This is a genomic window from Spirillospora sp. CA-108201 (assembly GCF_050936235.1).
In the GTDB taxonomy this organism is placed as follows: domain Bacteria; phylum Actinomycetota; class Actinomycetes; order Streptosporangiales; family Streptosporangiaceae; genus Spirillospora.
Genome location: NZ_JBNJNE010000001.1, coordinates 6,815,859 through 6,828,104, shown reverse-complemented (window position 1 = coordinate 6,828,104; position 12,246 = coordinate 6,815,859). Strand labels below are relative to the sequence as shown.

Sequence of the window (12,246 nt, the reverse complement as noted above, 5' to 3'; positions counted from 1 at the left end):
TCTCGCGGCCTGCGCTGTTGACATCGCGTCTCAGGTTCGGTCCGCTGGAGGTATGGAGGACAGGACGGGCCAGGCGGTACAGGCCGGGGCGAGCGCGATACTCGGCTTCGATCCGGGCGATCCGGCGTTCCGGGCCGACCCGTACGCCCACTACCGGACGCTCGGAGCCGACGGCCGGAGCCTGCACACGACGGACGTCGGCCTGCGCGTCACCGCGTCCTACGAGCTGTGCGAGCGGGTCCTGCGCGATCCGAGGTTCGGGCACCGCCCGTCGGAAGGCGGCATGTGGCGCGAGGCACGGACGCGGCACCGGTCGTTCCTGACCATGGACCCGCCCGACCACACGCGGCTGCGCCGGCTCGTCAGCAAGGCGTTCACACCCCGTCTCGTGGAGCGGCTGCGGCCCCGGGTCGAGGAGCTCGTCGACGCGCTGCTGGGGCCGGTCTCCGGCGAGGTCGACCTGATCGCGACGCTGGCCTACCCGCTGCCCGTGATCGTGATCAGCGAGATGCTCGGCGTCCCCGCCGAGGACCGCGACCTGTTCAAGGGCTGGTCGGACAGCCTCGCGCGCGGCCTGGACCCCGACTTCCTCCTGCCGGAGGCCGAGATCGCCCAGCGGGACGCGGCCCGCGACGAGTTCGCGGAGTACTTCCGGGTCCTGGCCGCCAAGCGCCGGGCGGAGCCGCGCGACGACCTCCTGAGCGCCCTGGTGGGCGTCTCCGACGGCGGGGACGTCCTGTCGGAGCAGGAACTGCTGGCGACCTGCATCCTGCTGCTCGTCGCGGGCCATGAGACGACCGTGAACCTCATCGGGAACGGCGCGCTGGCGCTGCTCCGCGACCCCGCGCAGTTGCGGCTGTTCCGGGAGCGGCCGGAGAACGCGCAGGCGGCGGTCGAGGAGCTGCTGCGCTTCGACCCGCCGGTGCAGCTGACCCTGCGGTCGGCGCTGGAGGACGTCGACCTCGACGGCGCGCTCATCGAGCGCGGGAAGCTCGTCCTGCTGCTGACGGGCGCCGCCAACCGCGACCCGGCGGTCTTCGAGGACCCCGACCGGCTGGACCTGCTCCGCTACTCCGAGGGACGGGACACGCCGAAGCACCTGTCGTTCGGGCACGGCGCCCACTTCTGCCTCGGGGCGCCGCTGGCCCGGCTGGAGGGCCGCGTCGCACTCGGCAAGCTGTTCGAGCGCGACGTGGCCCTCGCCGAGGGCGACCTCGTCTACCGCGACAATCTCGTGCTGCGCGGGCTGCGCGAACTCCCGGTCGTCATTCGGGCTTGACCAGCGGGAACAGGATCGTGTCGCGGATCCCCTTGCCGGTGAAGGCCATGATCATGCGGTCGATGCCGGCGCCCATCCCGCCCGTGGGCGGCATCGCGTACTCCAGCGCGCGCAGGAAGTCCTCGTCCAGCTGCATGGCCTCGGGGTCGCCGCCCGCGGCGAGCAGCGACTGCTCGGTGAGGCGGCGGCGCTGCTCGACCGGGTCGACCAGCTCGGAGTAGGCGGTGCCGAGCTCCGTGCCGAAGCCGATGAGGTCCCACTTCTCGGTGAGCAGCGGCTCCTCGCGGTGCTGGCGGGTCAGCGGGGACGTCTCGACCGGGTAGTCCATGACGAACGTCGGCTGGACGAGGGTGTGCTCGACCAGCTCCTCGAAGATCTCCTGGACGATCTTGCCCTGCCCCCACTTGGGGTCCCACGAGATGGCGCGGGCGTCCGCGAGCTTGCGCACGGACTCGATCGGCGTGTGCGGCGTGATCTCCTCGCCGAGCGCCTCCGACACCGCCCCGTACAGGGTGATCCGCGGCCACTCCGCGAGGCCGAGGTCGATCTCGACGCCGTCGTGGACGACCACGGTGGTGTCGAGGGCGGCGACGACCGCCTTCTGGTACATCCGCTGGGTCAGGTCGGCCATGTCGTTGTAGTCGAGGTAGGTCCCGTAGGCCTCGATCATCGTGAACTCGGGGTTGTGCGTGGAGTCCGCGCCCTCGTTGCGGAAGTTGCGGTTGATCTCGAAGACCTTCTCGATGCCGCCGACGACGAGCCGCTTGAGGTACAGCTCGATCGCGATGCGGAGGTAGAGGTCCATGTCGTAGGCGTTGATGTGCGTCCTGAACGGGCGCGCCGCGGCCCCGCCGTGGATCGGCTGGAGCATGGGCGTCTCGACCTCGAGATAGCCCTCCTCGTGCCAGAAGTCGCGGACCGCGCGGACGGTCGCGCTGCGCACCCGCGCCATCCGCCGCGCCTCGTCGTTGACGATCAGGTCGACGTAGCGCTGCCGGACCCGCGCCTCGGGGTCGGTCAGGCCGGCGTGCTTCTCCGGCAGCGGCCGCAGGCACTTGGACGTGATCGCGAACCGGTCCGCCATGATCGACAGCTCGCCGCGGCGGGACGTGATGATCTCGCCCTCGACGCCGACGTGGTCGCCGAGGTCGACCTCGCGCTTCCAGAAGTCGAGCTGCTCCTGCCCGACCTTGGCCAGCGACAGCATGACCTGGAGGTCGCCGCCGGCGTCCCGGATGGTGGCGAAGCACAGCTTTCCGGTGTTGCGGATCAGCATGACGCGACCGGTGACGCCGGCCTTCTCACCCGTCTCGGTGCCCGGCTCCAGGCCGGCGTGTTTCGCGCGGATCTCGGCGGTCGTCGCCGTCCGCGGGAAGGTCACCGGGTAGGGGTCGATCCCGCTCTCGCGGAGCCGGTCGAGCTTCTCCCGGCGCACGCGCATCTGCTCCGGGAGCTCGTCGAAGGTCTCGTCACTCACATCGCAAGGCTATCCAGCCCGTCCGGTGCGGGGCGAACCACTTCGGCGCGATCACCCGTCCCGTCCCGGCGTGTTGCGCTCGTAGATGAGCCGCAGGCCGATGAGGGTGAGCCACGGCTCGTACTCGTCGATGCTGCGGGACTCCTCCAGGACGAGCGGGGCGAGGCCGCCGGTGGCGATCACCGTGACCTCCTCCGGGTCCTCGGCGAGCTCCTCCGACATGCGCTCGACGATGCCGTCCACCTGGCCGGCGAAGCCGAAGATGATCCCGGACTGGAGCGCCTCGACGGTGTTCTTGGCGATCACGTTGCGCGGCCGGACCAGCTCGATCTTGTGCAGCTGCGCGCCGCGCGACGACAGCGCGTCGATCGAGATCTCGATGCCGGGGGCGATCGCGCCGCCCACGTACTCGCCCCTGGCGGAGACGGCGTCGAAGGTGGTGGCGGTGCCGAAGTCGACCACGATCGCGGGCCCGCCGTGGGTGTGGACGGCGGCGAGCGCGTTCACGATGCGGTCGGCGCCGACCTCCTTCGGGTTGTCCATCCGGACGGGGACGCCCGTCTTGACGCCCGGCTCCACGATCACCGCGGTCACGTCGCCGTAGTAGCGGCGGCACATCTCCCGCATCTCATGCAGGACCGAGGGGACCGTGGAGCACAGCGCGATGCCGCTGATGTCGGTCTCGGCCAGCAGCGGGCTCTGCTGGACGAGCCCCTGCAGGACCACCGCGATCTCGTCGGCGGTGCGCCGCGGATCGGTGTTGATCCTCCAGTGCTCGATCACCTCGTCGCCTTCGAAGAGACCGAGAACGGTCTGGGTGTTACCGACGTCGATGGTCAGCAGCATCAGGTCCCCGCTGTTCAGGTGAAGTCAAGGCCGATGTCGAACACGCGCGCCGAGTGCGTCAGCGCGCCGACCGCAAGGTAGTCCACCCCGGTCACGGCGACGTCTCGGGCCCGCTCCAGGGTAAGGCCACCGCTGGCCTCGAGCTCCGCCCGCCCTGCCACGAGCCGGACCGCGTCGGTCATCTCGGCGTCGGTCATGTTATCGAGCAGAATGCTCGTCGCTCCCACAGCCAGGGCCTCCTCGACCTGGGCGAGGGTGTCGCACTCCACCTGGACGTGCAGGGACGGGTACACCGCGCGGATCGCCTCGTACGCCTTGGTGACGCCGCCGGCCGCCGCGACGTGGTTGTCCTTGATGAGCGCGGCGTCGTGCAGGCCCATCCGGTGGTTGACGCCGCCTCCGCAGTGCACGGCGTACTTCTGCAGGGCGCGCAGACCGGGGAGGGTCTTGCGGGTGTCGCGGACCCTCGCCTTGGTGCCCTCCATGGCGTCCGTCCAACGGCGGGCGGCGGTCGCGATTCCGGACAGGTGCGTGAGGAGGTTCAGCGCCGTCCTCTCCGCCCTCAGGATCGCCCGGGTGGAGCCGCTGACCGCGATGAGGACCTGCCCGGGCGCGATCCGGTCGCCGTCCTGAACCTTCGTCTCGTAGGCGAGGTCCAGCAGTTCGAAGACGACGCACGCCACCGGAACGCCCGCGACGACACCCTCCTCGCGGGCCCTCAGCTCCCCGCTCGCGGTGTCCTGCGGCGCGAAGATCGGGGTGCTGGTGACGTCGACCTCGCCGTCCTCGGCCAGCGCCGTCCGGACAAGGTTTTCCACAGCCTGTGGATCCAGCCCGGCGGCGGTCAGCCTCTGCGAGAGTTCCGGTGTCATGAGCGCTTCCCTTCCAGTGGTTCGTAGGTGGTCGTCAGGACGTTCCCCGCCAGCCGGGTGACGAGGCGGCCGCGCCACGTCCCGTCCGCGCGCTCGGGGAAGTCCTCCCGCCAGTGGCTCCCGCGCGTCTCCTCCCGCCGCCGCGCCGCCGCCGCGATCGCGGACGCGACGGTGTACAGGTTGGTGACCTCCCAGGCCTCCACCCCCGGCTCCGCGCTCCCGCGCCCGAGCCCTTCCAGCTCGCGCGCCGCCGTCTCCAGCCCCTCGGCGTGCCGCAGCACCCCCACGTAGGAGGTCATGATCCGCTGCACCTCCGCCCGCACTCCCGGCTCCAGCAACCCCCCGACCACGCCTTCCGCCGGGTGCCCCGCAGCTCTAGCCGGGCCCTGCACGGGCGCCGAGTCGGCGTGCCCAGGCGTCGGCACGTCCTGCGCGGACGTCGAGTCGGTCGGGGCGGGCGGTGGGGCGGCGTGCGGAGGGAGTGGTGCGGTGGGTGTCGGTGTGGTGTTCGGGTGGTCGTCGGTACGGGGGGCGCTGGGTGGCCCGGAGGCGGCGAGGTCGTCGGGGAGGGCCTCGGCGATTCTGGCGGCGAACACCAGGCCTTCCAGCAGGGAGTTGGAGGCGAGGCGGTTGGCGCCGTGGACGCCGGTGCAGGCGACCTCGCCGCAGGCGTACAGGCCGGGGACGGACGTGCGGCCGTGCAGGTCCGTGCGGACGCCTCCGCTGGCGTGGTGGGCGGCGGGCACGATGGGGATGGGCTCGGTCACCGGGTCGATGCCGTGGTGGCGGCACGCGGCCAGGATGGTCGGGAACCGGGTCTCCCACATCGCCGCGCCGAAGTGGCGGCCGTCGAGCAGCATGTGGGAGGCGCCGGTCTCCCGCATCCGGTTGATGATCCCCTTGGCGACGACGTCGCGGGGGGCCAGCTCGGCGAGCTCGTGGCGGCCGGTCATGAAGCGCACGCCGGCGTGGTCGACGAGGTGCGCGCCCTCGCCGCGGACGGCCTCGGAGATCAGCGGCTGCTGCCCGGTCGCGCCCTCGCCGAGCCACAGCACGGTCGGGTGGAACTGGACGAACTCCAGGTCGGTGACCTCGGCCCCGGCGCGCAGCGCGAGCGCGACGCCGTCGCCCGTGGAGACCTCGGGGTTGGTGGTGGCGGAGAACACCTGGCCGAGCCCGCCGGTGGCGAGCACGACGGCGGGGGCGCGGACGGCGCCGACGCCGCCGGGCTGCCCCTCGCCCATGACGTGCAGGGTGACGCCGGCGGCGCGTCCCGCGTCGTCCTTCAGCAGGTCCAGGACGAGCGCGTGCTCGATCACCTCGACGCCGGAGTCCTTGAGCTCGGCCAGGAGGGCGCGGCTGATCTCGGCGCCGGTGGCGTCCCCGCCGGCGTGCGCGATGCGGCGCCGGTGGTGGCCGCCCTCGCGGGTGAGGGCGATGCCGCCGCCGCCGAGGCGGTCGAAGGCGGTGCCGAGGTCGATCAGGCCGCGGACGGCGTCCGGCCCCTCGGTGACGAGCGCCCGGACGGCGTCCTCGTCGCAGATGCCGACGCCCGCGGTGAGGGTGTCGGCCAGGTGCTCCTCGGGCGTGTCGTCGGGCGCGAGCGCGGCGGCGATGCCGCCCTGCGCCCACCGGGTCGACCCGGCGTCCAGGAGGGCCTTGGTGACGAGCAGCACCCGGCCGTGGGGGCGGCAGCGCAGCGCGGCGACCAGGCCGGCGATGCCGGACCCGATGACGACGACGTCGGCGTCGGCGGTCCAGCCGGGCGCGGGGGCGTGCAGAACGGAAGGGATCACGAGCCCTCCTCCGGGGTCGGTTCTCGTCATTATGACTCTAACCCCGGGCGGACCGAACCCCCGCCCCCCGCCGAAGGTCAGTTGCGGATCAGATCGCCCCGGGTCGTACCGGTGCCGGGCACGGGCTCCGCGGGGTCGGACCCCAACGAGATGATCTTGTTGGAGCGGTCGACGTGCACGACGGCCGGGACGAACTCGCGGGCCTCGGCGTCGGTCATCTGCGCGTAGCTGATGATGATGACCAGGTCGCCGGGCTGCACGAGGCGGGCGGCGGCGCCGTTGATCCCGATGACGCCGGAGCCGCGCTCGCCCGCGATCAGGTAGGTCTCCAGGCGGGCGCCGTTGTCGATGTCCACGATCGAGACCTGCTCGCCGGGCAGCAGGTCGGCGGCGTCCATCAGGTCCTGGTCGATGGTCAGCGAGCCGACGTAGTGCAGGTCCGCCTGGGTCACCGTGGCGCGGTGGATCTTCGACTTGAACATCGTCCGGAACATCAGTGCTCCTTGCCGAGCTGGAGGGGAACGTTGTCGATGAGGTGGGTGGCGCCGACGCGGCCCGCGACGGCGAGGACGGCCCGGCCGAGGCCCGGCCCGGTGATCTCGGTGAAGGTCGACGGGTCGACGAGGACCAGGTAGTCCAGGGCGAGGGGCGGGTCGGCGGCTTCGGCCTCGGAGAGCACGGCGCGCGCGGCGGCCAGCACGGCGTCCGGCCCCGAGGCGCCGGCGTCGGCCCCGGCCCGCAGGGCGCGCGACAGGGCGAGCGCGGTCCGGCGTTCGGGCGCGGACAGGTAGCGGTTGCGGCTCGACAGCGCCAGCCCGTCCGGCTCGCGGACGGTCGGCGCGCCGGCGACCTCCACGGGGACGTTCAGGTCGGCGACCATCCGGCGGATCATCGCGAGCTGCTGCGCGTCCTTCTCCCCGAAGACCGCCACGTCGGGGCGGACGAGGTTGAGCAGTTTCAGCACGACGGTGAGCATCCCGTCGAAGTGGCCGGGCCGCGCGGCCCCCTCGACGACCTCGCCCATGGGCCCCGACTTCACCGTGACCTGCGGCTCGTCCGGGTACATGACCTCGCGCGCCGGCGCGAACACGAAGTCCACGCCCTCGGCGGCGCACGCCTCCAGGTCGGCGGCGAACGTGCGGGGATAGCGGTCGAAGTCCTCGCCCGGCCCGAACTGGAGCGGGTTGACGAAGACGCTGACCGCGACCGCGTCCGCGCTCCGGCGGGCCTGCCGCATCAGCGCCAGGTGCCCGTCGTGCAGGGCGCCCATGGTCGGAACGAGCGCCAGCGTGCCGCCGGCCTTCGACCGGGCCCGCGCCAGCTCCTCGCGCGTGCGCGCGACGATCGGTGTCACGACGCCTCCGTCCTCTCACGCGACGGCGGGCGGCGGCCGGGGCCGTGCTCGCCGGAACAGCCAGAAACCAATGCCGTCCCCTTCCTGTTCAGCCGTGCCGTGGGCCGGCCGGCGCCGTCAGTCGGCCAGCGCTTCGAGGAGCCGTTCGGCGTCCTCGGGTCTGAGCAGTCCGGCGCCGAGCGCGCGGTCGGCGGTGAGGCGGGCCAGCGCGATGTAGGCGCGGCGGCTCTCCCCCGACACCCTGCCGAGCTCCGCGACGTGGTCGGCCACCGTTCCGGCGTCCCCGCGCGCGACGGGGCCGGTGAGCCCGTCGATGCCGAGCCGCAGCCCGTTGTCGAGGGCGGCGCCGAGGAGCGGGCCGAGCATCCGGCCGGGTTCGGCGACGCCCGCGGCGCGCAGCAGGTCCATGGCCTCCACGACCAGGGTGACCAGGTGGTTCGCGCCCCCGGCGAGCGCCGCGTGGTAGAGCGGGCGTGCCTCCTCGGTGATCCAGACGGGCTCGCCGCCCATCTCCAGGACGAGGGCCTCGGCGACGGGGCGCAGCGGCTCGGGCGAGGTGACGCCGAACGAGATGCCGGTGAGCCGGTTCACGTCGTCCGGGCGTCCGGTGAAGGTCATCACGGGGTGCAGGGCCAGCGGCAGCGCGCCCGCCCGGGTGAGCGGGTCCAGCACGGCGGCGCCGTGGCGGCCGCTGGTGTGCAGGACCAGCTTGCCGGTGACGGGGACGCCCGCGGAGACGAGCCCGGTCGCGAGCTCGGGCAGCTCGTCGTCCGGGACGGTCAGCAGCACCAGGTCGGCGGCGGCGACCACGTCCTGCGGGGCGGCGACGGCGGCCCCCGGAAGGCGCTCCTCGACGCGGGCCCGCGACCGCTCCGACACGGCGGTCGCGGCGACGACGCGGTGGCCCGCGCGCGCCAGCGCGGCGCCGAGCGCCGTGCCGACGCGGCCGGCGCCGACGACGCCGACCGCGAGCCGCGCGGGCCGGTCCTCGGGCGTCTCCGGCTCGCTCCTGCGGGAGGCGTGGGGGGTGGCGCCCCCGCCGGGGGCCGACCCGTTTCCGGGCGTGCCGGAAGAGGGCGTGACCTGTGGGTCCATCGGTTTCGTTCCAGTCCTCAGGTAGGTACCGGACGTGCGCGCCCCAGAGTACCCGCGGGACCCGGCCGCGCGGCCCGGCGGGTGACGATCGTCACCCGCCCCCCATTCAGTCATGCGCGAGGGACTCCACGATGGACGTCTTCGCGGCGCGCCGCGCGGGAAGCACGGCGGCGGCCATCCCGGCCGCGCCCGCGAGGACGACGAACCCGATCACCTGGAGGTAGGGCAGCGAGAAGATCGAGTCGCTCGCCATCGCGTTCGTCGCGGCCCAGCCGAAGCCCACCCCGAGCACGACCCCGGTGGCCGCGCCGATGACGGCCATGACCAGCGCCTCCACCGACAGCATCCGGCGCAGCTGGCGCCGGGTGAGGCCGAGGGCGCGCAGCAGCGCCGACTCGCGGGTGCGCTCCACGACCGACAGGGTCAGCGTGTTGGCGATGCCGAACAGCGCGATGACGATCGCCAGCCCGAGCAGCCCACCGAAGATCATCAGGACCATGTCGATGGCCTTGGTCAGCGTCTCCTCGAACTCGGCCGACGAGGCGACCTTGGCGGACGGGTAGGGGCGCGCGGCGTCGTCCACGGCCCGGCGCGCCTGGGACGCGGGCACGCCGTCCCGGGTCTTGACGTAGATCCCCGTCGGGTCCACGGCGCCGAAGTACCGGGTGAAGTCCGACTCCGGGACGATGATCCCGTCGAGGCCCGCGCCCACCGCGTAGACGGCGGCGACCTTCACCGGGACGACGCCGTCGTCCGTCCGGACCCGCAGCGTCTCCCCGAGGGCGCGGCCGGAGGTCTTGGCCGTCTCCTCGTCCACCATCGCCGCGCCGGGCTTCAGGGCGGCGTCCAGGGACCCCGCCTTGACCTCCGGCTTGAGGATCTTCCCGAGCGCGGACGTGGTGACGGTCGAGATGTCGCCGTCCTCGCCGCCGATCCGGGTCTCCTCGCGCCGGGTCTCGACCACGCCGGCGACCTCGGGCCGGGTGCGCAGCGTCCCGGTCAGCGCGTGCGGGAGCGTCCCGTCGAAGCTCTGCGGCCGGATCTGGAACTGGACGGGGAACTGCTCCTCCAACTGGTGCGCGGCCGTCGCCTTGCCGCTCGCCGCGACCACCGCGAACAGGCTCATCAGCCCGACGCCGACGGTCAGCGCGATCGTCGTGGTCGCGGTGCGGCGGGGGGCGCGCTGCGCGTTCGCCACGGCCAGCCGCGCCGGGACGCCGCCGAGCCGCGCCGGGACCGCGCCGGCGACCCGTCCGAGCGGCCGGACGAGCGCCGGCATCGCCGCGATCACACCGAGGAAGAACACGCCGCCGGCGAACGCGACCGCGTACATCGCGGTCTCGCCCTTCTCCATGCCGAGCGAGCCGAGGCCGCCGACGGCCAGGCCCGCGACGCCCAGCAGGACGGCGAGGACGGTGCGCACCAGGCCGAGCCTGAACCTTCCGGTGCCCGGCTCCAGGTCGGCGCGCAGCGCGGCGACCGGCGAGACCCGGGTGGCCGCGCGGGCGGGCAGCAGCGCGGACAGGACCGTCACCACGATCCCGACCGCCAGGCCGACCGCGATCGTCCGCACCGCCAGAGACGGCCCGGCGACGGCCACCCGCTCGTTCAGCCTGCTGACCAGGACCAGTGCGCCCTCGCCGAGGCCGACGCCGGCGACGAGGCCGAGCAGCGAGCCGACCAGGCCCACCACCGCGGACTCCGCCACCACGCTCCCGAACACCTGTCGGCGGGTCGCGCCGACGCAGCGCAGCAGCGCCATCTCCCGCATCCGCTGGGCGATCAGGATCGAGAACGTGTTGTAGATGACCAGGGCGGACACCAGCATCGCGACCAGCCCGAAGATCAGCAGACCGGTTCTAATGATCTTGGTGTCGGCGCCCGCCGCCCTGGCCAGCCGCTCGCCGAGCTCCTCGCCCGTGTAGACGCGGTAGGCCCCGCCCGCGGCGGCCTTGACGGCGGCCCCGGACCCGCCCGCCACGTCGAGTTCGCGGTAGGTCTTCTCCCCGGTCATCCGCATCGCGGTCGCCGGGTCGAAGCCCACGGCCCCCCGGAAGCTCGCCTCCTGGTCCATCCCGAAGTCGACCAGGCCGACGACCGTGAACCGGTGCGGCCGGCTCGCGTGGTCCAGGATCGTCACCGTGTTCCCGACGGCGAAGCCCTCCCGCTTGGCGATCTGGGTGTCGAGGACGGTCTCGCCCCCGCCGGACGGGGGACGCCCCTTGTCGACGTCGTAGCGCAGCAGGCGCCCGGACGGCACGGACATCCCGACCGTCGGGAAATCGCCGACCGCCTTGCCGTCCTTGCCCACGAGGGCGGCATCGCCCTTCACGACGCCCTGGACGTCCGTGACGCCGGGAAGCGCCTCGATCTTGCCGAGCAGGGCCGGAGGGGCGCCCTTGTCGGAGTCGTCGCTCTTGGGCAGCACCGCGTAGTCGACCTTGTCGGCCGACTTCGCGAACGTCTTGGAGACGCCCTTGTCCAGCGTGTCCGTGAGGACGAACGTCCCCGAGATGAAACCGACGCCGAGGGTGATGGCGACCGCCGTGAGCAGCAGCCGCAGCTTGTGGGCGCGCAGGCCCGCCAGAGTCGTCCGCAGCATCACGCCCCCAGGCCCTTCAACCGGTCCAGGACCGCGTCGGGGGTCGGCTGGAAGATCTCCGACACGATCTCCCCGTCCCGCAGGAACACCACCCGGTCGGCGTACGAGGCGGCCGCCGGGTCGTGGGTGACCATCACGATCGTCTGCCCCATCTCGCGGACCGAGGAGCGCAGGAACCCCAGGACCTCGGCGCCCGCGCGGGAGTCGAGGTTGCCGGTCGGCTCGTCCGCGAAGATCACCTCGGGCCGGGCGACGATCGCGCGGGCGCACGCCACCCGCTGCTGCTGGCCGCCCGACAGCTCGCTCGGCCGGTGCCCGAGCCGGTCCCGCAGCCCCAGGGTGTCGACGACCCGCTCGAACCACGCCCGGTCGGGCCTGCGGCCGGCCAGCTCCATGGGCAGCAGGATGTTCTGCTCGGCGGTGAGCGTCGGCAGCAGGTTGAACGCCTGGAACACGAACCCGACGCGGTCGCGGCGCAGCATCGTCAGCTGCCGGTCGCCCATCCCGGTGATCTCGGCGTCGCCGAGGACGATCCGCCCGCCGGTGACGGTGTCCAGCCCGGCCAGGCAGTGCATCAGCGTCGACTTCCCGGACCCGGACGGCCCCATGATCGCGGTGAACGCGCCCCGGGCGAACCCGACGCCGACCCCGCGGAGCGCGTGGACGGCCGCGTCACCGGACCCGTACACCTTGGACACGCCCTCGGCGGTGACGGCCGGCGGCGCCCCGGCGGCGGGGGATCTCCCGGGCGGCTCGGCGAACGTGCTGGTCACGGTGACTCCTTCAGGTCGTGGATGGACGCGCTCCACGCTAGGAATCCGCGCCGTCCCTGCCATCGACCCGGCGGCCACGCTCCGCCTCACTCTGACGGCTATCCGGCCCGCCCCCGTACGACCTGAGTCGTACACACCCGTCCCACCCGCCA

Annotated in this window: 10 protein-coding genes; 1 reads left to right on the top strand and 9 read right to left on the bottom strand. The window is 73.2% G+C overall.

Going from position 1 to position 12,246, the window contains the following annotated elements; genetic code table 11:
• Window positions 1-52: 52 nt before the first annotated feature.
• Window positions 53-1,279 (top strand): cytochrome P450, encoded by a 1,227-nt coding sequence (locus ACQEU6_RS32785; protein WP_499337046.1) that lies wholly within the window; start codon window positions 53-55, stop codon window positions 1,277-1,279.
• On the opposite strand, the gene lysX is transcribed toward ACQEU6_RS32785, so the two are convergent.
• The 9 genes from lysX to ACQEU6_RS32740 form a co-directional block, all read right to left on the bottom strand.
• A complete protein-coding gene (gene lysX / locus ACQEU6_RS32780) occupies window positions 1,266-2,720 on the bottom strand; it encodes a bifunctional lysylphosphatidylglycerol synthetase/lysine--tRNA ligase LysX (protein ID WP_499340418.1) in 1,455 nt (484 codons plus the stop codon). The genes ACQEU6_RS32785 and lysX overlap by 14 nt on opposite strands.
• 87 nt (window positions 2,721-2,807) lie before the next feature.
• Window positions 2,808-3,602: a type III pantothenate kinase gene (locus ACQEU6_RS32775; RefSeq protein ID WP_499337045.1), complete on the bottom strand. Its 795-nt coding sequence runs from the start codon at window positions 3,600-3,602 to the stop codon at window positions 2,808-2,810.
• Window positions 3,603-3,616: 14 nt separating this feature from the next.
• Window positions 3,617-4,474 (bottom strand): carboxylating nicotinate-nucleotide diphosphorylase, encoded by an 858-nt coding sequence (gene nadC, locus ACQEU6_RS32770; protein ID WP_499337043.1) that lies wholly within the window; start codon window positions 4,472-4,474, stop codon window positions 3,617-3,619.
• On the bottom strand, window positions 4,471-6,270 hold the full coding sequence (locus ACQEU6_RS32765) for an L-aspartate oxidase (protein WP_499337041.1): 1,800 nt from the start codon (window positions 6,268-6,270) through the stop codon (window positions 4,471-4,473). The genes nadC and ACQEU6_RS32765 overlap by 4 nt, the downstream gene beginning before the upstream one ends.
• A 77-nt stretch (window positions 6,271-6,347) precedes the next feature.
• Window positions 6,348-6,764, bottom strand: a complete 417-nt coding sequence (gene panD, locus ACQEU6_RS32760) for an aspartate 1-decarboxylase (RefSeq protein ID WP_360353748.1) — start codon at window positions 6,762-6,764, stop codon at window positions 6,348-6,350.
• The gene (gene panC, locus ACQEU6_RS32755) at window positions 6,764-7,624 is read right to left on the bottom strand and encodes a pantoate--beta-alanine ligase (protein ID WP_499337039.1); all 861 of its coding nucleotides are present in this window, start codon (window positions 7,622-7,624) and stop codon (window positions 6,764-6,766) included. The genes panD and panC overlap by 1 nt, the downstream gene beginning before the upstream one ends.
• Window positions 7,625-7,741: 117 nt before the next feature.
• Window positions 7,742-8,719 (bottom strand): Rossmann-like and DUF2520 domain-containing protein, encoded by a 978-nt coding sequence (locus ACQEU6_RS32750; protein WP_499337037.1) that lies wholly within the window; start codon window positions 8,717-8,719, stop codon window positions 7,742-7,744.
• Between the two features lie 106 nt (window positions 8,720-8,825).
• On the bottom strand, window positions 8,826-11,321 hold the full coding sequence (locus ACQEU6_RS32745; protein WP_499337035.1) for an ABC transporter permease: 2,496 nt from the start codon (window positions 11,319-11,321) through the stop codon (window positions 8,826-8,828).
• Complete coding sequence (locus tag ACQEU6_RS32740) at window positions 11,321-12,094, bottom strand: ABC transporter ATP-binding protein (RefSeq protein WP_499337033.1); 774 nt, start codon at window positions 12,092-12,094, stop codon at window positions 11,321-11,323. The genes ACQEU6_RS32745 and ACQEU6_RS32740 overlap by 1 nt, the downstream gene beginning before the upstream one ends.
• Between the last annotated feature and the right edge of the window lie 152 nt (window positions 12,095-12,246).